This window comes from Streptomyces sp. NPDC054834, assembly GCF_053611185.1.
On the sequence record NZ_JBSGZV010000064.1, the window covers coordinates 1 to 21,762 of the forward strand.

28 protein-coding genes and 1 riboswitch are annotated in these 21,762 nt (G+C 71.2%); of the genes, 15 read left to right on the plus strand and 13 right to left on the minus strand.

The features are described from left to right. Positions 1–49 precede the first annotated feature (49 nt). The 3 genes from ACWGJM_RS44260 to ACWGJM_RS44270 all read right to left on the minus strand — a co-directional run bounded on the left by ACWGJM_RS44260 (position 50) and on the right by ACWGJM_RS44270 (position 1,997). On the minus strand, positions 50–523 hold the full coding sequence (locus ACWGJM_RS44260; protein ID WP_453417443.1) for a C40 family peptidase: 474 nt from the start codon (positions 521–523) through the stop codon (positions 50–52). Positions 524–526: 3 nt separating this feature from the next. Continuing rightward, positions 527–738, minus strand: a riboswitch (cyclic di-AMP (ydaO/yuaA leader). A gap of 304 nt (positions 739–1,042) precedes the next feature. Continuing rightward, a complete protein-coding gene (locus ACWGJM_RS44265; RefSeq protein WP_453417444.1) occupies positions 1,043–1,351 on the minus strand; it encodes a hypothetical protein in 309 nt (102 codons plus the stop codon). 7 nt (positions 1,352–1,358) lie between these two features. Beyond that, positions 1,359–1,997: an ATP-dependent Clp protease proteolytic subunit gene (locus tag ACWGJM_RS44270; protein WP_453417445.1), complete on the minus strand. Its 639-nt coding sequence runs from the start codon at positions 1,995–1,997 to the stop codon at positions 1,359–1,361. An 88-nt stretch (positions 1,998–2,085) separates the two neighbouring features. On the opposite strand from ACWGJM_RS44270, the gene ACWGJM_RS44275 reads away from it, so the two are divergent. The 10 genes from ACWGJM_RS44275 to ACWGJM_RS44320 all read left to right on the plus strand — a co-directional run bounded on the left by ACWGJM_RS44275 (position 2,086) and on the right by ACWGJM_RS44320 (position 9,416). Further along, positions 2,086–2,364: a type II toxin-antitoxin system Phd/YefM family antitoxin gene (locus ACWGJM_RS44275; RefSeq protein ID WP_453417446.1), complete on the plus strand. Its 279-nt coding sequence runs from the start codon at positions 2,086–2,088 to the stop codon at positions 2,362–2,364. 82 nt (positions 2,365–2,446) lie between these two features. After that, positions 2,447–2,710 (plus strand): hypothetical protein, encoded by a 264-nt coding sequence (locus ACWGJM_RS44280; protein ID WP_453417447.1) that lies wholly within the window; start codon positions 2,447–2,449, stop codon positions 2,708–2,710. Positions 2,711–2,763: 53 nt separating this feature from the next. Continuing rightward, positions 2,764–2,901, plus strand: coding sequence for a hypothetical protein (locus ACWGJM_RS44285; protein WP_453417448.1), 138 nt, complete (start codon positions 2,764–2,766; stop codon positions 2,899–2,901). Between the two features lie 236 nt (positions 2,902–3,137). Beyond that, positions 3,138–3,440, plus strand: a complete 303-nt coding sequence (locus ACWGJM_RS44290; RefSeq protein ID WP_453417449.1) for an urease subunit gamma — start codon at positions 3,138–3,140, stop codon at positions 3,438–3,440. Positions 3,441–3,450: 10 nt separating this feature from the next. Beyond that, a complete protein-coding gene (locus ACWGJM_RS44295; RefSeq protein ID WP_453417450.1) occupies positions 3,451–3,762 on the plus strand; it encodes an urease subunit beta in 312 nt (103 codons plus the stop codon). Further along, complete coding sequence (locus ACWGJM_RS44300; RefSeq protein WP_453417451.1) at positions 3,755–5,476, plus strand: urease subunit alpha; 1,722 nt, start codon at positions 3,755–3,757, stop codon at positions 5,474–5,476. The genes ACWGJM_RS44295 and ACWGJM_RS44300 overlap by 8 nt, the downstream gene beginning before the upstream one ends. Further along, positions 5,476–6,150: an urease accessory protein UreF gene (locus ACWGJM_RS44305; protein WP_453417452.1), complete on the plus strand. Its 675-nt coding sequence runs from the start codon at positions 5,476–5,478 to the stop codon at positions 6,148–6,150. Before ACWGJM_RS44300 ends, ACWGJM_RS44305 begins: the two co-directional genes overlap by 1 nt. A gap of 111 nt (positions 6,151–6,261) precedes the next feature. Continuing rightward, positions 6,262–6,942, plus strand: coding sequence for an urease accessory protein UreG (gene ureG, locus ACWGJM_RS44310; protein ID WP_453417453.1), 681 nt, complete (start codon positions 6,262–6,264; stop codon positions 6,940–6,942). Next, on the plus strand, positions 6,939–7,709 hold the full coding sequence (locus tag ACWGJM_RS44315) for an urease accessory protein UreD (RefSeq protein WP_453417454.1): 771 nt from the start codon (positions 6,939–6,941) through the stop codon (positions 7,707–7,709). Before ureG ends, ACWGJM_RS44315 begins: the two co-directional genes overlap by 4 nt. Before the next feature lie 111 nt (positions 7,710–7,820). Next, positions 7,821–9,416: an alpha/beta hydrolase gene (locus ACWGJM_RS44320; protein WP_453417455.1), complete on the plus strand. Its 1,596-nt coding sequence runs from the start codon at positions 7,821–7,823 to the stop codon at positions 9,414–9,416. A 61-nt stretch (positions 9,417–9,477) separates the two neighbouring features. On the opposite strand, the gene ACWGJM_RS44325 is transcribed toward ACWGJM_RS44320, so the two are convergent. The 6 genes from ACWGJM_RS44325 to ACWGJM_RS44350 all read right to left on the minus strand — a co-directional run bounded on the left by ACWGJM_RS44325 (position 9,478) and on the right by ACWGJM_RS44350 (position 14,113). Continuing rightward, positions 9,478–10,203: a lysophospholipid acyltransferase family protein gene (locus ACWGJM_RS44325; RefSeq protein WP_453417456.1), complete on the minus strand. Its 726-nt coding sequence runs from the start codon at positions 10,201–10,203 to the stop codon at positions 9,478–9,480. A gap of 164 nt (positions 10,204–10,367) precedes the next feature. Then, on the minus strand, positions 10,368–10,841 hold the full coding sequence (locus ACWGJM_RS44330; RefSeq protein ID WP_453417457.1) for a cupredoxin domain-containing protein: 474 nt from the start codon (positions 10,839–10,841) through the stop codon (positions 10,368–10,370). Between the two features lie 16 nt (positions 10,842–10,857). Then, on the minus strand, positions 10,858–11,319 hold the full coding sequence (locus tag ACWGJM_RS44335; protein WP_453417458.1) for a hypothetical protein: 462 nt from the start codon (positions 11,317–11,319) through the stop codon (positions 10,858–10,860). A gap of 120 nt (positions 11,320–11,439) precedes the next feature. Further along, the gene (rocD, locus tag ACWGJM_RS44340; protein WP_453417459.1) at positions 11,440–12,666 is read right to left on the minus strand and encodes an ornithine--oxo-acid transaminase; all 1,227 of its coding nucleotides are present in this window, start codon (positions 12,664–12,666) and stop codon (positions 11,440–11,442) included. After that, positions 12,666–13,475: a dimethylargininase gene (gene ddaH / locus ACWGJM_RS44345; RefSeq protein WP_453417460.1), complete on the minus strand. Its 810-nt coding sequence runs from the start codon at positions 13,473–13,475 to the stop codon at positions 12,666–12,668. The genes rocD and ddaH overlap by 1 nt, the downstream gene beginning before the upstream one ends. A gap of 152 nt (positions 13,476–13,627) precedes the next feature. Further along, on the minus strand, positions 13,628–14,113 hold the full coding sequence (locus ACWGJM_RS44350) for an Lrp/AsnC family transcriptional regulator (protein ID WP_390734504.1): 486 nt from the start codon (positions 14,111–14,113) through the stop codon (positions 13,628–13,630). 77 nt (positions 14,114–14,190) lie between these two features. Here ACWGJM_RS44350 and ACWGJM_RS44355 point away from each other — a divergent pair, with 77 nt between their 5' ends. From ACWGJM_RS44355 to ACWGJM_RS44375, 5 genes are read left to right on the plus strand one after another with little or no spacing between them, the layout of a single operon-like run. Next, positions 14,191–14,946: a LytR/AlgR family response regulator transcription factor gene (locus ACWGJM_RS44355; RefSeq protein WP_453417461.1), complete on the plus strand. Its 756-nt coding sequence runs from the start codon at positions 14,191–14,193 to the stop codon at positions 14,944–14,946. Between the two features lie 9 nt (positions 14,947–14,955). Further along, positions 14,956–15,345, plus strand: a complete 390-nt coding sequence (locus tag ACWGJM_RS44360; RefSeq protein WP_453417462.1) for a hypothetical protein — start codon at positions 14,956–14,958, stop codon at positions 15,343–15,345. Between the two features lie 13 nt (positions 15,346–15,358). Next, positions 15,359–17,071 carry a sodium/solute symporter gene (locus ACWGJM_RS44365; RefSeq protein WP_453417463.1) on the plus strand — a complete coding sequence of 571 codons (1,713 nt, stop codon included), beginning with the start codon at positions 15,359–15,361 and terminating at the stop codon, positions 17,069–17,071. Then, the gene (locus tag ACWGJM_RS44370) at positions 17,068–17,262 is read left to right on the plus strand and encodes a hypothetical protein (RefSeq protein ID WP_453417464.1); all 195 of its coding nucleotides are present in this window, start codon (positions 17,068–17,070) and stop codon (positions 17,260–17,262) included. The genes ACWGJM_RS44365 and ACWGJM_RS44370 overlap by 4 nt, the downstream gene beginning before the upstream one ends. Next, the gene (locus tag ACWGJM_RS44375; protein WP_453417465.1) at positions 17,259–18,440 is read left to right on the plus strand and encodes a sensor histidine kinase; all 1,182 of its coding nucleotides are present in this window, start codon (positions 17,259–17,261) and stop codon (positions 18,438–18,440) included. Before ACWGJM_RS44370 ends, ACWGJM_RS44375 begins: the two co-directional genes overlap by 4 nt. 33 nt (positions 18,441–18,473) lie before the next feature. On the opposite strand, the gene ACWGJM_RS44380 is transcribed toward ACWGJM_RS44375, so the two are convergent. The 4 genes from ACWGJM_RS44380 to ACWGJM_RS44395 form a co-directional block, all read right to left on the minus strand. Next, positions 18,474–18,644, minus strand: a complete 171-nt coding sequence (locus ACWGJM_RS44380; protein ID WP_453417466.1) for a hypothetical protein — start codon at positions 18,642–18,644, stop codon at positions 18,474–18,476. Between the two features lie 69 nt (positions 18,645–18,713). Beyond that, positions 18,714–19,664: a cytochrome c oxidase assembly protein gene (locus ACWGJM_RS44385; protein WP_453417467.1), complete on the minus strand. Its 951-nt coding sequence runs from the start codon at positions 19,662–19,664 to the stop codon at positions 18,714–18,716. A 108-nt stretch (positions 19,665–19,772) separates the two neighbouring features. Further along, positions 19,773–20,798 (minus strand): 6-phosphofructokinase, encoded by a 1,026-nt coding sequence (locus ACWGJM_RS44390; RefSeq protein ID WP_453417468.1) that lies wholly within the window; start codon positions 20,796–20,798, stop codon positions 19,773–19,775. 234 nt (positions 20,799–21,032) lie between these two features. Continuing rightward, positions 21,033–21,761, minus strand: a complete 729-nt coding sequence (locus ACWGJM_RS44395) for a type 1 glutamine amidotransferase (protein WP_453417469.1) — start codon at positions 21,759–21,761, stop codon at positions 21,033–21,035. Position 21,762 lies beyond the last annotated feature (1 nt).

A 21,762-nucleotide genomic window follows, 5' to 3' on the forward strand; every position in this document is an offset into this window, starting at 1 on the left:
GCTCCGGGGGTGGCCCTGTACCCGGGGCCGCGCGCGGCGTGACGGCCGGTCAGCTGACGCGGCCGTACCAGACGCTCCGCGTCCAGATCTTCTGCAGCTTCACCACGTCACCCGTCTTGGGGGCGTGCCAGATCTTCCCCTTCCCGGCGTAGATGCCGACGTGGTAGACGTTCGACCCCGAATGGAAGAAGACCAGGTCTCCGGCCTTGCGGTGCCCGGCCGAGATGTGGTGGGTCTTGTTGTACTGCTGGGCAGCCGTCCGCGGCAGGCTCTTGCCCGCCTTCTTGAACGAGTACAGCGTGAGCCCCGAGCAGTCGAACCTGCGCGGCCCGGCGGCGCCCCACTTGTACGGGGAGCCCTTCTTGGACGCCGCGATCTGGAGTGCCTTCGTCGCCGGAGTCGCGGCAGCGGCGTCGGGGGCGACACCGGGTACCGCTATCGAGCCGCCGACGGCGGCGATGGCGAAGGCCGAGGCCGTACCGGCCCGGACCATGAGCGACGGGACACGATTGAGCGCAGTCATGCGCAACCCTTCGTCAGCCGCCTGTGAAGGATGACCTGTCGGATTCGGGCTGGCGAAGTTGCCCGGCCGCGTTGCCGCGGCTTCACCCCAAGGGCTGCTCGGAGGCGAACGGATGTCCGCTCCGGCGACCCGTCTTGCTCGGGTCCTCCACTCCTGCCGATCCACTCCTGTCGACCGGTCATCCGGGCGGCGGCAGGACTCGGCGTCCGCTCGGATCGCCCCGTCGTTGTGGCGGGGGCTTGTCGTCAGACAGGGATCTTCGCCCACAACTGTCTGAAAATCCCAACGGAACCAGGGATTTGTGGTGTTACTCACCACTCACCCGTTCGGGTGGACAGGTCTGTGTTCGAGCCGCTGACGGGACAGCCGCGCACCCTCCGACCAGGGCAGAAGCCTCTCCCGGCGCTCATCGCCCGGGCGGTTCGCGCAACTTCGGAGACCCTGGAAAAGGATGCGCTGCTACTCCGAACGTGGGTACGTCTTTTGGGCCGTTTCGACTCAGACCTGAACACGCAAGCGTCAACCGGCGCCGTCCGGGGGCACGGTGACGCGCGCGGTACGGCGCTCGCCGTCCAGCACCCTGAGGGCCCGGGCCAGGGTGGCCGCGTGCAGCTCCGTCTCGCCCCGCTGGTGCATCAGCGTCAGCGCGTCGCGCAGTTCCACCGCCTTGCGCACCAGCGCCTGAGCGGCCCGCAGCCCACGGTAGGTGTCACCGTGCTGCGCCGGGTTGATGCGCCCCAGCAGGTCGACCACGTCCAGGTAACGGTCGATCAACTCGCCCTCGGCGCGGGTCAGGGCCGGCAGCGGCGGCAGTTCCGGTGGCAGCATCGGCGGCTCACCCCGCGTCCGGAGTGCCGGTGCGCGACGACTTGCGGCTGGGGATGACCCCGTCCACGAGTCCGTAGTCCAGCGCGCCCCGGGCGTCCAGCATCAGGTCCCGCTCGAGGTCGGCGTCGACCTGCTCCGGGGTGCGGCCGGTGTGGCGAACGAGCATCCCCTCCAGCAGGCTGCGCATCCGGCTCAATTCCTCCGCCTGGATGGAGAGATCACTCGGCTGACCCTGCGTCGGCTCGGGCAGTGCCGGCTGCTGGAGCACCACCCGCGCGCCCGGCAGGACGAACCGCTTGCCCGGCGTACCGGCCGCGAGCAGCACCGCGGCGGACGAGACCGCCTGCCCCAGGCAGACCGTCTGCACGTCGCAGCTGATGTACCGCATGGTGTCGTAGATCGCCGTCATCGCGCTGAACGAGCCGCCGGGCGAGTTGATGTACAGCGAGATGTCCCGGTCGGGGGCGTCGTGCTCCAGGTGCATGAACTGCGCCATGACGTCGTTGGCCGAGGCGTCGTCGACCGGTGTCCCGAGGAAGACGATCCGCCCCTCCAGCAGCTTCGAGTACGGATCGAGCGTGCGGTGACCGCTGCTGGTGCGCTCGGTGAACTCGGGCAGGACGTGGCGGGCGAACGGTCGGGTCATGGCATACCCCTCCTCACGGCAGAGCCGTCTCCGGCAGATCGGCATCTGTAAAAAACGTACAGGATGTACGTGACGTTATGATGGGGGTATGGCCTACGAGATTCCGGTGACGCAAGCCAGGGCTGAACTCGCCGACCTGATCAACCGAGTGGTGTACGGCGGTGAACGCGTCGTCGTGACACGGCACGGCAAGCCCCTCGTCGCCCTCGTCTCCGCCGCCGACCTGGAGCGACTGGACGCCCTCGACCAACCGGAGGAGGAGCAGGTGATCAGCTCCGTCTCCCGCGTCCACGAGGCCGCGTCCGCTACCGGCGAACGCCGGCGCTTCGGCATCGCGGCGGAACATCGGGGGCACAACCGCTCCTAGCGGGGCCCAGCCGTCGCGTCGTCCGCCGACGGGCAGCATCTCGGGAGCCGAGGAGGCGCCGGAGGACGGGTTGCCGAACGGCATGACCACACCCGCGGCGATGCCTGTCCCCGCCCGGCCGACCAGGGCCGCCGGTCCGGCGACGGCAGCGCTCACGGCCGGCGACGACAGCGGCGGCGCCGCGGCCGCCGCCCACCAGTCGCCCTTGAGTACCCCCAGCCGGCTGCCCGCGGTCCCCGGCCGCCGCGACGCCCGCCGGTGCGGCGGCCCCACCAGCGCGCCCACGGCGCGCCCCGCGCAGGCCCGGCAGGGCCACCGCCGAGCCGACGACCGGGCCGGCGGTTGACCCGGTCAGGAGCTCTGGGCACCTAGGGGCGATGACCACCGCTACTAGGGGTGATGACTACCGCACCGTATACGGTCCACTCCTCGATGATGTCCCGGGCGGCGGCCACGTCGGCGTCGCCGCTCCAGGGGACGGGCGTCGGTGAGGTGCTCGGCGTGCTGCGGGAGACCTACGAGGGCGCCACCGTGTAAACCCTGCCACCGCCCCCCGGCGGACTCCTCTCCCGGGCCCTGGCGAAGCGGGGTGTGGAGCGAGGTCGTGCGCAACGACGAGCCGGCGATCCAGGGGCGGCTGACGGATCACAACTCGGTTAACGTCCCCGAAACCCGCTCGCACTAGCCTGCCGATCCACGCCACCAGGGACTTCGGCCCGTGGCCGCGGCAACCGGACCCCGCGCGGTCCGGAGCGAGGACTGTGAGGTGGGACGTGCAACTGACTCCGCACGAGCAAGAGAGGCTGCTGATCCACGTCGCGGCGGACGTGGCCGAGAAGCGCCGGGCCCGTGGACTCAGGCTCAATCACCCCGAGGCGGTGGCCCTCATCACCTCGCACATCCTCGAAGGCGCGCGTGACGGCCGCACCGTCGCCGAACTCATGTCCTCCGGGCGCAAGCTGCTCACCCGGGACGACGTCATGGAAGGCGTCCCGGCGATGATCCACGACGTCCAGGTCGAGGCCACCTTCCCGGACGGCACCAAGCTCGTGACCGTCCACGACCCGATCGTCTGAGGGGCCATCGATGATTCCCGGAGAGATCCTGTTCGCCGACGACCCGGTCGTCTTCAACGACGGGCGCGAGGTCACCCGGCTCACCGTCCTCAACGCCGCCGACCGGCCGGTCCAGGTCGGCTCCCACTACCACTTCGCCGAGGCCAACCCGGGCCTGGAGTTCGACCGCGCCGCGGCACGTGGCAAGCGCCTGAACGTCGCAGCCGGCACGGCCGTGCGCTTCGAGCCCGGTATCCCCGTCGACGTCGAACTCGTCCCGCTCGGCGGCGCCCGGATCGTGCCCGGCCTGCGCGGGGAGACAGGAGGTGCCCTGAATGCCTGAGATCTCCCGCGCCGCCTACGCGGACCTGTTCGGTCCGACCACCGGTGACCGGATCCGGCTCGCCGACACCGACCTGCTGATCGAGATCGAGGAGGACCGTTCAGGCGGTCCCGGACTCGCCGGTGACGAGGCGGTCTTCGGCGGCGGCAAGGTCATCCGGGAGTCCATGGGCCAGTCGCGTGCCACCCGCGCGGAAGGCACCCCCGACACCGTCATCACCGGTGCCGTCATCGTCGACCACTGGGGGATCGTCAAGGCCGACGTCGGTATCCGCGACGGCCGGATCACCGGGATCGGCAAGGCCGGCAACCCCGACACGATGGACGGCGTCCACCCGGACCTGGTCATCGGCCCCGAGACGGAGGTCATCGCGGGCAACGGGCGGATCCTCACCGCCGGCGCCATCGACGCGCACGTTCACTTCATCTGCCCGCAGATCGCCGACGAGGCCCTCTCCGCCGGCATCACCACGCTGGTCGGCGGCGGCACCGGCCCGGCCGAGGGCTCCAAGGCCACCACCGTCACCCCCGGCCCCTGGCACCTGGCCCGGATGCTGGAGGCGATGGAGGCCTACCCCCTCAACATCGGCTTCCTCGGCAAGGGCAACACCGTCTCGCACGAGGCGATGCTGTCGCAGATCCGCGGCGGCGCGCTGGGCCTGAAGCTGCATGAGGACTGGGGCTCCACCCCGGCCGTCATCGACGCCTCGCTGACCGTCGCCGACCGCACCGGCATCCAGGTCGCCATCCACACCGACACCCTCAACGAGGCCGGTTTCGTCGGCGACACGCTCGCCGCGATCGCCGGGCGCGGCATCCACGCGTACCACACCGAGGGCGCCGGCGGCGGGCACGCCCCGGACATCATGACCGTGGTCTCCGAGCCGCACGTGCTGCCCAGCTCCACCAACCCGACGCGGCCGTTCACCGTCAACACCGCCGAGGAACACCTCGACATGCTGATGGTGTGCCACCACCTCAACCCCGCCGTCCCCGAGGACCTGGCCTTCGCCGAGTCCCGGATCCGGCCGTCGACGATCGGCGCCGAGGACATACTGCACGACCTGGGCGCGATCTCGATCATCTCCTCCGACTCCCAGGCCATGGGGCGGGTGGGTGAGGTCGTCCTGCGGACCTGGCAGACCGCCCATGTGATGAAGCGCCGGCGGGGCGCGCTGCCCGGGGACGGGCGGGCCGACAACCGGCGGGTGCGGCGGTACGTCGCCAAGTACACGATCAACCCGGCGCTCGCCCAGGGGCTGGGCCGGGAGATCGGTTCCGTGGAGACCGGGAAGCTCGCCGACCTGGTGCTGTGGGAGCCCGCCTTCTTCGGGGTCAAGCCGCAACTCGTGATCAAGGGCGGCCAGATCGCGTACGCGCAGATGGGTGACGCGAACGCGTCCATCCCGACGCCGCAGCCGATACTTCCGCGGCCGATGTACGGCGCGATCGGGCGGGCGCCCGCAGCCAACTCGTTCAACTTCGTGGCGCCGCTCGCCATCGACGACGGGCTGCCGGAGCGGCTGCAACTGGGCAAGCGCTTCGTCGCCATCGAGTCGACGCGTGGGGTGACGAAGGCGGACATGAAGGAGAACGACGCCCGGCCGCACGTCCAGGTCGATCCCGACAGCTTCGCCGTGCACATCGACGGCGAACTGGTCGAGGCGACACCGGCGGCCGAACTGCCCATGGCCCAGCGTTACTTCCTCTTCTGATGTCCAGAGCGGCGCTTCTCGTCCTGGCCGACGGCCGCTTCCCCGCCGGCGGGCACGCCCACTCCGGCGGGGCCGAGGCGGCCGTCAAGGCCGGGCGGATCGCCGGGGCCGCGAGCCTCGAGGACTTCTGCCGGGGGCGGCTGCACACCGTGGGGCTGGTGGCGGGTGCGCTCGCGGCGGCTGCCGTGCTCGGGGTGGACCCCGGGGCGTTGGACGCGGCGGCGGACGCGCGGACTCCGTCGCCCGCGTTGCGCGGTGCGGCTCGGCGGCTGGGGCGGCAGATGATGCGGGCCGCGCGGGTGGCCTGGCCGGCCGGGGAGCTGGATGCGCTGGCGCGGGAGTTTCCCAAAGGTGTCCATCAGCCGGTGGTGCTGGGGGTAGTGGCGCGGGCGGCCGGGCTGGGGGCCTTGGACGCGGCGTACTGCGCGGCGTACGAGAGTGTGAGCGGGCCGGCGACGGCGACGGTGCGGTTGCTGAGTCTGGATCCTTTTGACGCCACTGCGGTTCTGGCTCGGCTGGCGCCGGAGTTGGATCGTGTCGCGGACCGGGCGGTGGAGGCGGGTCGGCGGGTGGTCGACGAGGGGGTGGATGTGTTGCCTGCGGCGTCGGCGCCGTTGTTGGAGGTCGGGGCGGAGTGGCATGCCGCCTGGCCTGTGCGGTTGTTCGCGTCATAGAAGAGGTTCTCGCCCCCGCCGCCCCTACCCTCCCCCACTCTCGGCTTCGCTCGAGATAGTGCCTGGACCGGGCTGAAAAGCGCGCCGGTTCGAAAGTTTGGAGCCGTTTCTATGCATCTTGACCACTCTCACACTCACGCCACCCCCGCCCTCAGCGCCGACGCCCACCGCCCCGACGGTGCCCGTCGTGCGCTGCGGATCGGGCTCGGTGGGCCCGTCGGTTCCGGGAAGACCGCTACTGTCGCTGCGCTGTGCCGGGTGCTGCGGGACGAGTTGTCGTTGGCTGTCGTCACGAACGACATCTACACCCGGGAGGATGCCGAGTTCCTGCTCAGGGAGGCGGTGCTGCCGCCGGAGCGGATCGCGGCCGTGGAGACGGGTGCCTGTCCGCACACCGCGATCCGGGACGACATCTCCGCCAACCTCGAAGCGGTCGAGGACCTGGAGGAGGAGGTGGGGCCGCTGGATCTGATCCTGGTGGAGTCCGGTGGGGACAATCTGACCGCGACCTTCTCCAGGGGGCTCGTGGACGCGCAGATCTTCGTCATCGATGTCGCCGGGGGTGACGACATCCCGCGCAAGGGCGGTCCGGGGGTCACCACCGCCGATCTGCTCGTGGTGAACAAGACCGACCTCGCGCCGTACGTGGGCTCCGACCTGGCGCGGATGGCCGCCGACGCGAAGGCGCAGCGGGCCGAGTTGCCGGTGGTGTTCCAGTCGCTCAGGAGCGAGGCGGGCGTGACGGACGTGGCCGCATGGGTGCGTGGGCGGCTCGCCGCGTGGGCGGCATGACCGTGACCGGGGTGCGGGCGACCGCCCGGATCGTCGCCCGGGACGACGGCCGGGGCGGTACGGCGCTGCCCGTGCTGGAGGGCGAGGGGCCGCTGGCGCTGCGCCGTACCCGGGCGAGCGGGGCCGAGACGCGGGTCATGCTCGTCGGCGCGATGAGCGGGCCGCTCGGCGGTGACCGGTTCGCCGTGGAGGCCGAGGTGGGGGAGGGCGCCCGGCTGCACGTCGGGTCCGCCGCGGCGACCATCGCGCTGCCGGGGCAGGGGAAGGGGGAGGCCCGGTACGATGTCCGGCTCCGGGTGGCCGAGGGAGGCGAACTGCGCTGGCTGCCCGAGCAGTTGATCTCCGCGCGGGGCAGTGACCTGTACGTCACCACCAGCGTCGATCTCGCGGCCGGGGCCCGGCTCGTGCTGCGCGAGGAGCAGGTGCTGGGGCGGGTCGGGGAGGAACCCGGGCGGCTCACCAGCCGTCTCACGGTGCGGATCGCCGGACGGACCGTGCTCGACCAGGAACTGGCCTGCGGGCCCGGCGCTCCGGGCGGATGGGACGGGCCGGCCGTGCTGGCGGGTCACCGAGCCGTCGGACAACTCTTCGTCGCACGGCCCGAGTTCGCGCGAGAGCCGGTGGTGGCGCGGATGCTGGGGGACGGGGCCGCCGTGGCGCCGCTCGCCGGGCCCGCCGTGCTGGTGACCGCCGTCGCGGCCGATGCTTTGCGGCTGCGGCGGGTACTGGACGAGGCGGACGAGGCGTGTTCCGCTAACGGGACGTGATCATCCGGTTATCGGATTGGCAAAGAAGGTCAACAACCCCTGTTCTCAGGTGGCTCACAGCCGCGAGGATCCCCGTGACCATTCGCAGCTACGTACGGGGAGGGGCCCCACTTGAGGGACATCAGACCGAAGAAGCGTGTGCTGGCGCTCGGTTCGGCCGGAGCGCTCGTCACGGCGACCCTGCTGGCCGGAGCCGTCTCGGCGCCCGCGGCCGGTGCGGCCGAGCGGCACGGACAGGACCGCGAGGCCCGAGGTGCCGCGATCGCCGCGGACCGGGCCGCCAAGACCGGGATCGACTGGAAGGACTGCCCCGCCGACTGGGGGCTGGAGAAGCCGATCCAGTGCGGCTGGGTCTCCGTACCGGTGAACTACGCCAAGCCGTACGGCAAGCAGATCAAGCTCGCCGTCGACCGCATCGGCAACACGGGGACGAAGGAGGAGCGCCAGGGCGCGCTCGTCTACAACCCCGGCGGTCCGGGCGGCTCCGGCATGCGCTTCCCGCGCCGGGTCACCACCAAGAGCCCCCTGTGGGCCAACACCGCGAAGGCGTACGACTTCGTGGGCTTCGACCCGCGCGGCGTCGGCCACTCGGCACCCATCTCCTGCATCGACCCGCAGGAGTTCGTCAAGGCGCCCAAGATGGACCCGGTGCCGGACACCGAGGCCGACAAGACCGCCCAGCGCAAGCTGGCCCGGGAGTACGCCGACGGCTGCTACGACCGCAGCGGCGGCATGCTGCCGTACATGACCACGCCGAACACCGCCCGCGACCTGGATGTCATCCGTGCCGCGCTCGGCGAGAAGAAGCTCAACTACCTCGGCGTCTCCTACGGCACCTACCTCGGCGCCGTCTACGGCACGCTCTTCCCGGGCCACGTCCGCCGGATGATCGTCGACAGCGTGGTCAACCCGTCCCGCCAGAACATCTGGTACCAGGCCAACCTGGAGCAGGACGTCGCCTTCGAGGGCCGCTGGAAGGACTGGGAGGACTGGGTCGCCGCCAACGACGCAAGCTTCCACCTCGGCACCACCCGCGCCGCCGTCCAGGCCAAGTGGCTCCAGTTGCGCGCCACCGCCAAGAAGAACCCCATCGGCGGGGTCGTCGGCCCGGCCGAGCTGATCTCCTTCTTCCAGAGCGCCCCGTACTACGACTCCTCCTGGGTGCCGGTGGCGACGGTGTTCAGCAAGTACTTCGCGGGTGACACCCAGGCGCTGGTCGACGCCGCCGCCCCGGACCTGTCCGACACCGCGGGCAACATCACCTCGGAGAACAGCAACGCCGTCTACACGGCCGTCGAGTGCGCCGACGCCAAGTGGCCCACCAGCTGGCGGAAGTGGGACCGCGACAACACGCGGCTCAACAAGGACTACCCGTTCATGACCTGGGCCAACGCGTGGATGAACCTGCCGTGCGCGACCTGGCCCGTCAAGCAGCAGACCCCGGTGCCCGTCAAGACCCACAAGGGCCTGCCGTCCGTCCTCATCGTGCAGTCCACGCGTGACGCCGCCACCCCGTACGAGGGCGCCGTCGAACTGCACAAGAGCTTCAAGGGCTCCCGCCTGATCACGGAGAAGGACGCGGGCTCCCACGGCGTGACCGGACTGGTCAACCCGTGCATCAACGACCGGGTGGACACCTACCTGCTCACCGGCAAGCTGGACACCGCGGACGTCACCTGCGCTCCGCACGCCACGCCCAAGCCGTAACCGCATCCGCCACGGCGGCGAGGGGCGGCCGGATCTCCGGCCGCCCCTCGGTCATGCGGTGTCAGCTCAGCGGCAGCCGCGGGAAGCGGCGTTCCTTGTCCGCCCGGGCCGCGGCCTGTTCCGCCTTGACGACGGCCGCGTACTGGTCGACGTACTCCTGCTCGGACAGCGACAGGATGGCGTACATGATCTCGTCGGTGACCGCCCGCAGGATGGCCTTCTCGTTCTCCATGCCCTCGTAGCGGGAGAAGTCGAGGGGCTTGCCGAAGCGGATGGCGATGGGGTGGACGCGCGGGACGACCCGGCCCGGCGGCTGTGCCTCGAAGGTGCCGATCATCGCGCAGGGGACGACCGGCACCCCGGCCCTCAGCGCCATCACCGCGACGCCGACCTTGCCCTTGTAGAGGCGGCCGTCGTGCGAGCGGGTGCCCTCCGGATAGATGCCGAGCAGTTCCCCCTTGCGAAGCACACCGAGGCCCTCGCGGATCGCGGCCTGGCCCGCGTCCTTGCCCGAACGGTCGACCGGGATCTGGCCCGCGCTGCGGAAGAAGAACGCGGTCAGGCGGCCCTTGACGCCCGGTCCGGTGAAGTACTCGGCCTTGGCGAGGAAGGTGATGCGCCGCTTGAGGATGGCCGGCATCAGGAAGTGGTCCGCGAAGGACAGATGGTTGCCGGCGACGATGGCCGCTCCGGAGGACGGCACGTGCTCGAGGCCTTCGATGCGGGGCCGGAAGACCAGTCTCAGTAACGGCCCCAACAGCACGTACTTGAGCAGACGGTAGAACAAGGGGTCGCTCCTCACTCTGGCGGATCGGCTCAACCGCCGCGTTCCAGCAGGTCAACCGGCACGTTGTGGGGTGTCAGTGTAAGTGGCGACGCAGGCGCGCGGAACGGTATCCGGCCGTATCGACGCCGAACCCGTTCCCGCGTCCTGACGGATGCTCAGACCGGTCAGTAGGAGGAGCTGCCCGAGGAGCCACCCCCTCCACCCGCGGTACCGCCACCGACCGTGATGTCCATCTTCATCCCGAGTCCCTCGTGACCGTCCACCGGGCAGTACAGCTCGTAGGCGCCCTTCTTCAGCATGATCCTGAGCTGCTCCGACTGGCCCGGCTGGAGATCATGGGAGAGCCGTGTTTCGCCGCCGGGCCCCTCGATCTCCAGCGAGTGCACGATGTGCCCGTCGTTCTCGGCGACAAAGGTGTAGTCACCGGCCTTGAACGTCTTCGACGACAGGGCCAGCTTGTACTCGGTCAACCGCACGGTCACCGTCGTACCCGCCGGCTTGCCTGCCTGCGACGGGGTGGGCGCGGCCCCGGTTCCCGCGCCGCCCGACCCCGAGTTCCCGCACGCCGTGAGCACAGCGGCCAGCGCCATCGCGCACACCCCCGCCACCGCTCCGCCCCGGCTGAGTGTCACGGCCATGGCCGGTCCTCCTCGGTCAGCGTTGTGAACAGTCGGCCCCGGCCGAGACCGGTTCGCGGTGCGACCTGTACGGCAGCAGTCCCGGTCCGGCACCATGGGCGATCCGGTCGCCCAGCCAGGCAAGGAACGCCAGGACGAAGAGTCCCTCCACGAGCAGGGACAGCGGGCCGTACGGCGACTCCCAGCCGGGCTCGTAATAGCCGGCCGGCAGGCCGACAGTGCGCGACAGCACAAATCCGACGATCATGCCGAGGCTGACCAGAGTGCCGGTCAGCCAGGCGACCAGCGGGCGCTGCATCACGACCAGCGCCACTGCCACCGCGAGCATGACGGCGCTGCCCACGGCGAACAGGACGCCGATGTAGAACATCTCCTCGAGGTGGTCGGGGACGAGGGCCGTGTGCAGCACCGTATTGCCGACGGCGCAGCACACGCCCAACCCGGTGAATGTGGCTGCGGCTGCATGGGTGGAGTGCATCGCGACCCCAGGCGTTCCGTAGATCAGTCTGTCTGGAGGGGGCGTCTTGTCCCCTGTGAACTGATACGGAAAGCAGCCCTTCGCGGATTGCGGTTTCCGGCAACCGCGGAAGCGCGAACCTCAGCTCTCCCGGACGAGCACCCGCTCCAACGCGCCCAGCGCGGATCGCAGTTCCTCGGCCGTGATGGTCAGCGGCGGGGCCAGCCGGATCGTGGAGCCGTGGGTGTCCTTGACCAGGACTCCGTCCCGCATGAGGCGCTCGCTGACCTCGCGGCCGGTGCCGATGGCGGGGTCGACGTCGACGCCCGCCCACAGCCCGCGCGAGCGGAAACCGACCACGCCCCGGCCGACCAGATCGGCCAGTCCGTCGCGCAGCACGACGCCCAGCTCCGTCGCCCGGCGCTGGAACTCGCCCGTCTCGAGCAGCTCGACCACGGCCGTGCCGACGGCCGCCGCGAGCGGGTTGCCGCCGAACGTGGAGCCGTGCTCGCCCGGCCGCAGCACGCCGAGCACCTCGCGCCGGCCCACCACGGCCGACACCGGCACGATCCCGCCGCCCAGCGCCTTGCCGAGCAGCAGCAGGTCCGGGACGACGCCCTCGTGCTCGACCGCGAGGGTGCGGCCGGTGCGGCCCAGGCCCGACTGGATCTCGTCCGCGATGAACAGGCAGCCCTTGCGGCGGGTCAGCTCACGGACACCGGTCAGATAGCCCTCGCCGGGGATGACGACCCCGGCCTCGCCCTGGATCGGCTCGATCAGCACCGCCGCCGTCGTCTCGTCGACGGCCTCCTCCAGCGCGGCCAGGTCGCCGTACGGGACGATCCGGAAGCCCGGCGCGAAGGGGCCGAAGCCCGCCCGGGCCGTCTCGTCGGTGGAGAAGCCCACGATCGTCGTCGTACGGCCGTGGAAGTTCTCCGCCGCGACCACGATCGTGGCCCGGTCGGCGGGGACGCCCTTCACCTCGTACGCCCACTTCCGGGCCACCTTGATGCCGCTCTCCACCGCCTCGGCGCCGGTGTTCATCGGCAGCACCATGTCCTGGCCGGTCAGCTCCGCGAGCCGCTCCGCGAACCCGGCGAGCCGGTCGTTGTGGAAGGCGCGGGAGGTGAGGGTCAGCAGGTCCAGCTGGCGGTGCGCGGCCTCGATCAGCGCCGGGTGGCGGTGACCGAAGTTCAGCGCCGAGTATCCGGCGAGCATGTCGAGGTAGCGGTTGCCCTCGACGTCCTCCACCCAGGTGCCCTCGGCCCGTGCCACCACCACGGGCAGCGGGTGGTAGTTGTGCGCGAGGACGGGCTCCTCCGCACGGATCAGGTCGGCGGACGTACGGGTGCGCGCGGGTGCGGTCATCAGCGGATCTCCTGGGTGCAGCACTTGATGCCACCGCCGGCCTTGTGGAACTCCGACAGGTCGACGGGGACGGGGACATAGCCGTGGCCGGTGAGGCGTTCGGCGAGGGCTTCGGCGCGGGGCGCGATGAAGACGTTCCGGCCGTCGGACACGGAGTTCAGGCCGAACGCCATCGCGTCCTCCCGGGTGGCGAGCACCGCGTCCGGGTACAGCCGCCGCAGCACCTCCCGGCTGCCTGCCGAGAACGCCTCCGGGTAGTAGCAGATGTTGTCGTCGTCCAGCACGAACAGCGCCGTGTCCAGGTGGTAGAAGTACGGGTCCACCAGGGTCAGGCCGATGACCGGGTGGCCGAGGAACTCCTGCGCCTCCCGGTGCGCCTCGCGGGTGGTGCGGAACCCGGTGCCGGCGAGCACGTACCGGCCCGTCCACACCAGGTCGCCCTCGCCCTCGGACACCGACTCGGGGCGGTGCACGTCGTAGCCCGCCGCCTTGAACCAGGTGTCGTAGTGGGTCGACTCGGGGCGCCGCTCGGGCGCGTGGAAGAGGGAACCGAAGACCCGGCCGCCGACCACGAACGCCGCGTTCGCGGAGAAGACCATGTCCGGCAGGCCCGGGACCGGCTCGACCGACTGGACGGTGTGACCGTGGGCGCGGTAGGCACGGATCAGCGCCTGCCACTGCTCCCGGGCGAGATCCACGTCGACGGGCCGGTCGGGATGCATCCAGGGGTTGATCGCGTACTGCACCGCGAAATGTCTGGGTTCACAGACGAGAAAGCGCCGAGGGCGCGGCACACGGCTTTCGGGCACAGAGGGTTTCCTCCGCTTTCCTGTGTGTCACTGAGGGGTGAGTCCACGGTAGGAAGGGAGGGAGACGGACGACAAGGAAGAAAGGCTGCGTGCCTGAGCAGCATCGCTGCGTTCTCCCGGCGCGAGACGCAGGAGTGATGCGCATGCCCGGGTCATTCCGGTGCCGCGAGGGTCGCTCCCGCTTCCGGGCTTTCCGGGAGAAGGTGGGACAGCACCATCACGCTGATCGTCTTCCGGATGAACGGTTCCGTGCGGATCCGCTCCAGCACCTCCTCGAAGTGCTCCACGTCCCGCGCCCGCACGTGCAGCAGCGCGTCCGCGCCGCCCGTCACGGTCATGGCGGCCGTGATCTCCGGATGGTTGCGGACCACCTCCGCCAGGCGCCTCGGCGGCGCCGCCCCCTCGCAGTACACCTCCACGTACGCCTCCGTGCGCCAGCCCAGCGCCGACGGCTTCACGGTGGCCGTGAAACCCGTGATCACGCCCGTGTCCCGCAGCCGGTCCACGCGCCGCTTCACCGCGGTGGCCGACAGCCCGATCGCCGAACCGATCTCGGCGAAGCTGGTCCTGGCGTTCGCCATCAGCGCGGTGACGATCTTCCGGTCGAGCTCGTCGAACGGGGCGGTCCTGCTGTTCATGTCGGCACTGTATCCAGCGGGAACGTCCACACCCGGCACATGTCCAGGCACGCGGATCGCCCCTACACTCCACGTTCATGCTGCGCGCCCTCGCCGTCGACGACGAACGCCCCTCGCTGGAGGAACTCCTCTACCTGCTCAACGCCGACCCGCGCATCAGCAGCGCCGAAGGCGCGGGGGACGCCACCGGGGCGCTGCGCCGCATCACCCGCGCCCTGGAGTCCGGGCCGGCCGGGCCCGACGCCATCGACGTGGTCTTCCTCGACATCCAGATGCCCGGCCTCGACGGTCTGGAGATGGCCCGGTTGCTGACCGGGTTCGCCCGGCCGCCGCTGGTCGTCTTCGTCACCGCCCACGAGGACTTCGCCGTAAGCGCGTTCGACCTAAAGGCGGTCGACTACGTACTCAAACCCGTCCGCAAGGAACGCCTCGCCGAGGCCGTCCGCCGGGCCGCCGAACTGCGCGGCACCGCCCCGCCGATCCCCGTGCACGAACCCGACCCCGACCAGATACCCGTCGAACGCGGCGGCGTGACCCGCTTCCTCGCCGTCGACGACATCACCCACGCCGAGGCGCACGGCGACTACGCCCGGCTGCACACCGACCGCGGCAGCCACCTCGTCCGCATCCCGCTGTCCACCCTGGAGGAACGCTGGCGCGCCCGCGGCTTCGTCCGCATCCACCGCCGCCACCTCGTCGCCCTGCGCCACATCGGCGAACTCCGCCTGGACGCCGGCACCGTGTGCGTCCTGGTGGGTGGCGAGGAACTCCAGGTGAGCCGGCGGCACGCCCGCGAGCTGCGGGACCTTTTGATGCGCCGCACCGCGGGGTAGGGAGGCGCAGTGGAGCCCACCGAACGCCGTGTCACCGTCACCGGACCGCCCCGCCGCACCCTTCCCCACGCTCGGCTTCGCTCGCGCGGGCGGTACCCCCACGCCTCCGGCTACTACCGGCCGCGCACCGAGATCGACGAGCTCACCACCCTCGGCCACACCTACGTCCGCTCCCTGATGCGCACCCAACTGCGCGCCGCCCTCACCGGATTCGCGGTCCTGGTCCTGCTCGTCGGCCCGCTCCCGCTGGTCTTCGCGGCCGCGCCCGACGCCCGCCGCCTCGCCTGGGCGGTGCTCGGCTTCTGCCTGTACGCACCGCTGATCCTGCTCGCCCGCTGGTACGTGCGCCGCGCCGAACGCAACGAGCGCGACTTCGTACGCCTGGTGGAAGACCGATGACCGACGAGGACCGATGAACTCCGGTTACGCCGTCCCCGCCGTCGCCCTCGTCGTCGTGGCGACCGTCCTCGTCGGCGCCTTCGGCCTGCGCATCTCCCGCACCACCTCCGACTTCTACGTCGCCTCCCGTGCCGTAGGACCCCGCCTCAACGCCGCCGCCATCAGCGGCGAGTACCTCTCGGCCGCCTCCTTCCTCGGCATCGCGGGGCTGGTCCTCGTCCAGGGCCCGGACATGCTCTGGTACCCGGTCGGCTACACGGCCGGCTACCTCGTCCTGCTCCTCTTCGTCGCCGCCCCGCTGCGCCGCTCCGGCGCCTACACGCTGCCGGACTTCGCCGAGGCCCGGCTCGCCTCACAGGGCGTGCGACGGCTGGCCGGGGCCTTCGTGGTCGGCGTCGGCTGGCTGTACCTGTTACCCCAACTCCAGGGTGCCGGGCTGACGCTGGCGGTGCTCACCGGGGCCCCCGACCCGCTCGGCGGACTCATCGTGGCCGTGGTCGTGGTGGCGACCGTCGCTGCGGGAGGCATGCGCAGCATCACCTTCGTGCAGGCCTTCCAGTACTGGCTCAAGCTCACCGCCCTCCTCGTCCCCGCCCTCTTCCTCGTCCTCGCCTGGCAGGCCGACGGCGGCCCGCGACCCGCCTTCGCGGAACCGACCGCCTTCCGCGAACAGCGCACCGTCCGCATGGCGGAGACCCTCGACCTCCGGCTGGACAAGCCGCTCACGGTCACCGTCAGTGGCACGGTCGACGGCCGCCCCCACGACGACACCCGGCTCCGGCTGCCCGCCGGTACCCACCGCATCGAGCGCGGCACCCGCCTGACCTTCGCCCGGGGCACACCCGTCCCCGCCGCCGACCGCGGCGGCAACGGCGGCATGTCCACCTCCCTCGCGGCGAGCCGCGAGGAACGCCCGCTGTACGCCACGTACGGGCTGATCCTGGCCACCTTCCTCGGCACCATGGGCCTGCCTCACGTCGTCGTCCGCTTCTACACCAGCCCGCACGGCGGCGCCGCCCGCCGCACCACGGTCGCCGTCCTCGCCCTGATCGGCGGCTTCTACCTGCTGCCACCGGTCTACGGCGCCCTCGGCCGCCTGTACGCCCCCGAGCTCACCCTGGGCGGCGACGCGGACGCCGCAGTCCTGCTGCTGCCCGGCCGCATGATCGGCGGTGTCGGCGGCGACCTGCTGGGCGCGCTGATCGCCGGAGGCGCCTTCGCCGCGTTCCTGTCCACGGCCTCGGGGCTGACCATGGCGGTGGCCGGGGTGCTCACCCAGGATGTGCTGCCCTCGCGCGGGGTACGGCACTTCCGGCTGGGAACGGTGCTCGCCATGGCCGTGCCGCTGGCGGCGAGCATGCTGGTGGGCGGGCTGCCGGTGGCGGACGCGGTGGGGCTGGCCTTCGCGGTGTCGGCGTCCTCCTTCTGCCCGCTGCTCGTCCTCGGCATCTGGTGGCGGCGGCTGACCCCGCCCGGCGCGGCGGCGGGCATGCTGGTGGGCGGCGGCTCGGCGTTCCTCGCCGTCGCCGCGACCATGGCGGACTTCCCCGGCACCGGATCGCTGCACGCCCTGCTCGCCTGGCCCGCCCTGTGGTCGGTGCCGCTGGGGTTCCTCACCATGGTGCTGGTGTCCCTGGCCACCCCGGCCCGGGTGCCGCCCGGCACGGCGGCGATCCTGGCGCGCTTCCACCTGCCCGAGGAACTGCGGGCCGAGGTGACGGCGTGAGCGGTTTCCTGGCGGGCCTGTGCGTGGTGTTGCCGCTGTCGGTGGCGGATTCATGGTTGTGGGGGCTTAGCGCGCGTCCCGAGACCCTGGTGGATGTTTCCGGCACCGGGTCGCCGCGCGCCCTGCCGGCCGGGGCTGCCCCGCGGTCGGTGCACGGCGCTGGTGCGCTGCGGGCCGAGGTGACGGCGTGAGCGGTTTCCTCGCGGGCCTGTGCGTCGCCGTCCTGCCGCTGCTCGCGGCCGGCTTCTGGCTCGGACGGCGCACCGCCCGCCCCGGGACCCTCGCAGATCTCGGCACCCCCGTCGAGCACGCCACCTTCCAGACCCTGCACACCGCCTCGCTCGCCGCGCCCCCGCTGCGGGCCGGGCTCACCGGAGAGACCGCCCGCAAGTCGGTGCGCGGCCTGCGCACCCTGCTCGGCACGGACGCGCTGTGCCTCACCGACCTCGAGGAGGTACTGGTCTGGGACGGAGTGGGCGGTCACCACCGCGCGGAGGTCATGGAGCGGCTGGCGGGGCCACTGGAGACCGGCCGCGGCGAGGCCTTCCGGCTCACCTGCGTCACCCCCGACTGCCCCGTCCGCTGGGCCGTCGTGGCGCCCCTCACCGTCGACGACCGGGTGCACGGCGCGCTCGTCGCCTGCGCCCCGCGCGAGTCCGCGGTCCTGGTCCGGGCGGCCGGCGAGGTCGCCCGCTGGGTGAGCGTCCAGCTGGAGCTCGCGGACCTCGACCGGTCCCGGACCCGGCTCATCGAGGCCGAGATCAAGGCCCTGCGCGCCCAGATATCCCCGCACTTCATCTTCAACTCGCTCGCGGTGATCGCCTCGTTCGTGCGCACCGACCCCGAACGGGCCCGCGAACTACTGCTGGAATTCGCCGACTTCACCCGCTACTCGTTCCGCAGGCACGGCGAATTCACCACCCTCGCCGACGAACTGCACGCCATCGACCACTACCTGGCGCTGGTCCGGGCCCGCTTCGGCGACCGCCTCTCCGTCACCCTCCAGATCGCGCCCGAGGTGCTGCCGGTCACCCTGCCCTTCCTGTGCCTTCAGCCCCTCGTGGAGAACGCCGTCAAGCACGGCCTGGAGGGCAAGGCCGACGCCTGCCACATCCAGATCACCGCGCAGGACGCGGGCGCCGAGGCACTGGTCGTCATCGAGGACGACGGCGTCGGCATGGACCCCGGCCTGCTGCGCCGCATCCTGGCCGGCGAGGTCGGCCCCTCCGGCGGCATCGGCCTGTCCAACGTCGACGACCGGCTCCGCCAGGTCTACGGCGACGACCACGGCCTCGTCATCGAGACCGCGGTCGGCGCCGGTATGAAGATCACCGCGCGGCTGCCGAAGTACCAGCCCGGCGTGCACTGAGGACCGCCGCGCGTGCAGTGAGGACCGCCGGGCTCAGGGGCTCTCGGTCACGATCATCGCCAGGGTGAGCAGCCCCAGCACGACCCAGCCGAACCACAGCCAGCCGTTGCTGCCGAGCGCCACCGTGTAGGCCGTCACCACGACGAGCCCGCCGACGGTGAGCACCCCCATGGCCTTCGTGGAACCGTTCGTGGAACCGGGCATCGCACCAGCCTCCTCAGGGTCCATGCCTCCATGGTGCCCCGAACGGCCCAGCTACGGCATACCGGTGACTCAGCTCTCGCGTGCGTTCAGTGAGGCCAGATAGGCGTTGTACGCCTCCAGCTCCTGGTCCCCGTCCCGGTCGGCGGCCCGGTCCTTGCGCTTGGCCTGCCGCTGCTCCGAGCCGTACCACTGGAACAGCAGCGCGATCAGCACCAGCACGGACGGGATCTCGCTGAACGCCCAGGCGATCCCGCCGGCCGCGTTCTGGTCGGAGAGCGCGTCGATGCCGAGCGAGGCGGGCGGGTTCCGGAACGTCTCCACCATCGGCGTCGAGGCCATCATCAGCGCGATCCCGAAGAACGCGTGGAACGGCATGCCCGCGAACAGCTCCAGCATCCGCAGCAGGTAGCCGGGCCGGTGCGGTCCCGGGTCCACGCCGATGATCGGCCAGAAGAACACCACGCCCACCGCGAGGAAGTGCACCATCATCGCGACGTGCCCCGTCTTGGAGCCCATCAGGAAGTCGAAGATCGGCGTGAAGTACAGCGCGTACAGGCTCGCGATGAACAGCGGGATCGTGAACACGGGATGCGTGATCACCTGCATGTACCGGCTGTGCAGCAGCGCCAGCAGCAGCTCGCGCGGACCCTTGCGGCCCCTGCCCGCGACCGGCAGCGCGCGCAGGGCCAGGGTGACCGGGGCGCCCAGCAGGACCAGGATCGGCGACAGCATGCTGATCACCATGTGCTGGACCATGTGCACGCTGAACATGACCATGCCGTAGTCGTTCAGCCTGGTGCACATCATCAGCCCTATGGTCAGCACACCCGCGACGTACGACACCGTCCGGCCGGCCGGCCACGCGTCACCGCGCCGCCGCAGCCGTGCGACACCCCACCCGTACAACCCGAGGCCCACCAGGCAGGCCACGAGGAAGAACGGGTCGGCCGACCACTGAAGACCCCGCCCCAGCGTGAACGGCGGCAGATCCATGACCATGCCGTGCCCGCTGTGATCCATCCGCCGGCTCCTGATTCGTGGGGGTTGTACGCGTCTGTCCGCCCCCAAGAGTAGAACCGCCCCCGGTCACGTACGCGACCGGGGGCAGGGAGGTCCACTCGGACCGGGTCAGAGCACGCACTCCGCCTCGTCGTACCGATCCGAGGGCACGGTCTTCAGCGTCTGCACGGCCTCGGTCAGCGACACCATCACGATGTCCGTACCGCGCAGCGCGGTCATCCTGCCGAACTCCCCGCGGTGCACCGCCTCCACCGCGTGCCAGCCGAAACGCGTGGCCAGCACCCTGTCGTACGCGGTCGGCGTGCCACCGCGCTGCACATGCCCGAGGATGACCGGCCGAGCCTCCTTGCCGAGCCGCTGCTCCAGCTCGACGGAGAGCTGCCGGGCGATCCCGGCGAAGCGCTCGTGGCCGTAGATGTCCTTGCCGCCCTCGTCGAACTCCATGGAGCCGGGCTTCGGCTTGGCACCCTCGGCCGCCACCACGATCGCGAACCGCTTGCCCGCCTCGAACCGCTCGCCGACCTTCCGGGTCAGCTCGTCGATGTCGAAGGGCCGCTCCGGTACGACGATGGCGTGCGCGCCGGCCGCCATGCCGGAGTGCAGCGCGATCCAGCCGGTGTGGCGGCCCATGACCTCCACGATCAGCACGCGCTGGTGGGACTCGGCGGTGGTCTTCAGCCGGTCCAGTGCCTCGGTGGCGACGCCGACGGCCGTGTCGAAGCCGAAGGTGACGTCCGTGACAGCGATGTCGTTGTCGATGGTCTTCGGCACACCCACGATGGGCAGGCCGCTGTCCGACAGCAGGCGGGCCGCCTTCAGCGTGCCCTCACCGCCGATCGGGATGATCGCGTCGAGACCGAGCTCCTCGACGTGCCCCTTGGCCCGCGCCACACCGTCCCTCAGGTGCTCCGGGCGGACCCGGGAGGAACCGAGGATGGTGCCGCCGCGCGCCAGGATGCCGCCCACGGCGTCGAGGTCGAGCTTGAGGTAGTCGCACTCCAGGAGGCCCTTCCAGCCGTCCCGGAATCCGATGACCTCGTCGCCGTGGTCGGCGACGGCACGGTGCACGACGGACCGGATTACGGCGTTCAGGCCGGGGCAGTCGCCGCCGGACGTGAGGACACCAATGCGCATAGCCCGAATACCTTCTAGACGTGGGCCGGGGACCGGACCACGCTGTCCGGCTGGATCCCGGCCACCCTACCGGCGTGTGGGGGTGGCTCCGTAGCAGGCGTCCGCCTGCTGGACGTGCCCGCACATGTGAGCGGACGAGCCGTCAGGCGGGCCTGCGGACTACCTTGGCGGAGGGCGCTTGAAGGCGACTTCAGTACGTCTAGACCGGACCTCGGGACCCCCGGAGCGGGCCGCCTAGGCGGGCTGCTGCGCGGCCGCGATGCGCTCGTTGCGGAGCGCCTCGTACCACCGGTCGTCGATCGGCGGCAGCGCGTTGACGTCGAGCGCCAGCTTCAGCAGCAGGTCGGCGATCTGCGGGTTGCGGGCGAGGGCGGGCCCGTGCATGTACGTGCCGAAGACGGTGTCGTTGTACGCGCCCTCGGTGCCGTCGCCGGTGCCGTTGCCCTTGCCCAGGCGGACCTGGGCGAAGGGGCGGGCGGTGGGGCCGAGGTGGGTGATGCCCTGGTGGTTCTCGAAGCCGGTCAGCTGGGGGAGACCCAGGCGCGGGTCGATGTCCGCGAGGACGTCGCCGACGCACCGCTCGCCCTCGTTGCGCACCGTGGTGACGTCGAGCAGGCCGAGGCCCGGCTCCCGCTGGCCGAGGTCGTTGACGAACTCGTGGCCGAGGATCTGGTAGCCGGCGCACACCGCGAAGACGATCGCGCCGTTCTGCACCGCCTGGTACAGGTGCCCGTCGCGGCGCAGCCGCTCCGCGGCGAGCCGCTGGGGCCGGTCCTCACCGCCGCCGATCAGGTAGATGTCGCCGGAGGTGGGGATCGGCTGGTCGCTGCGCACGTCGAGCCGCGCCACGTCCAGACCGCGCTGCCGCGCCCGCCGCTCGATGACCAGCGCGTTGCCCTGGTCGCCGTAGGTGCTCAGCAGATCCGGGTAGATCCACACCAGCCGCAGTTGGTTGTCGCTCATC

Coding starts and splice junctions, on each gene's coding strand:
- ACWGJM_RS44260 (WP_453417443.1), bottom strand. CDS start 523: ATGACTGCGCTCAATCGTGTCCCGTCGCTCATGGTCCGGGCCGGTACG.
- ACWGJM_RS44265 (WP_453417444.1), bottom strand. CDS start 1,351: ATGCTGCCACCGGAACTGCCGCCGCTGCCGGCCCTGACCCGCGCCGAG.
- ACWGJM_RS44270 (WP_453417445.1), bottom strand. CDS start 1,997: ATGACCCGACCGTTCGCCCGCCACGTCCTGCCCGAGTTCACCGAGCGC.
- ACWGJM_RS44275 (WP_453417446.1), top strand. CDS start 2,086: ATGGCCTACGAGATTCCGGTGACGCAAGCCAGGGCTGAACTCGCCGAC.
- ACWGJM_RS44280 (WP_453417447.1), top strand. CDS start 2,447: ATGACCACACCCGCGGCGATGCCTGTCCCCGCCCGGCCGACCAGGGCC.
- ACWGJM_RS44285 (WP_453417448.1), top strand. CDS start 2,764: ATGACTACCGCACCGTATACGGTCCACTCCTCGATGATGTCCCGGGCG.
- ACWGJM_RS44295 (WP_453417450.1), top strand. CDS start 3,451: ATGATTCCCGGAGAGATCCTGTTCGCCGACGACCCGGTCGTCTTCAAC.
- ACWGJM_RS44300 (WP_453417451.1), top strand. CDS start 3,755: ATGCCTGAGATCTCCCGCGCCGCCTACGCGGACCTGTTCGGTCCGACC.
- ACWGJM_RS44305 (WP_453417452.1), top strand. CDS start 5,476: ATGTCCAGAGCGGCGCTTCTCGTCCTGGCCGACGGCCGCTTCCCCGCC.
- ureG (WP_453417453.1), top strand. CDS start 6,262: ATGCATCTTGACCACTCTCACACTCACGCCACCCCCGCCCTCAGCGCC.
- ACWGJM_RS44315 (WP_453417454.1), top strand. CDS start 6,939: ATGACCGTGACCGGGGTGCGGGCGACCGCCCGGATCGTCGCCCGGGAC.
- ACWGJM_RS44330 (WP_453417457.1), bottom strand. CDS start 10,841: ATGGCCGTGACACTCAGCCGGGGCGGAGCGGTGGCGGGGGTGTGCGCG.
- ACWGJM_RS44335 (WP_453417458.1), bottom strand. CDS start 11,319: ATGCACTCCACCCATGCAGCCGCAGCCACATTCACCGGGTTGGGCGTG.
- rocD (WP_453417459.1), bottom strand. CDS start 12,666: ATGACCGCACCCGCGCGCACCCGTACGTCCGCCGACCTGATCCGTGCG.
- ACWGJM_RS44350 (WP_390734504.1), bottom strand. CDS start 14,113: ATGAACAGCAGGACCGCCCCGTTCGACGAGCTCGACCGGAAGATCGTC.
- ACWGJM_RS44355 (WP_453417461.1), top strand. CDS start 14,191: ATGCTGCGCGCCCTCGCCGTCGACGACGAACGCCCCTCGCTGGAGGAA.
- ACWGJM_RS44365 (WP_453417463.1), top strand. CDS start 15,359: ATGAACTCCGGTTACGCCGTCCCCGCCGTCGCCCTCGTCGTCGTGGCG.
- ACWGJM_RS44380 (WP_453417466.1), bottom strand. CDS start 18,644: ATGCCCGGTTCCACGAACGGTTCCACGAAGGCCATGGGGGTGCTCACC.
- ACWGJM_RS44385 (WP_453417467.1), bottom strand. CDS start 19,664: ATGGATCACAGCGGGCACGGCATGGTCATGGATCTGCCGCCGTTCACG.
- ACWGJM_RS44390 (WP_453417468.1), bottom strand. CDS start 20,798: ATGCGCATTGGTGTCCTCACGTCCGGCGGCGACTGCCCCGGCCTGAAC.
- ACWGJM_RS44395 (WP_453417469.1), bottom strand. CDS start 21,761: ATGAGCGACAACCAACTGCGGCTGGTGTGGATCTACCCGGATCTGCTG.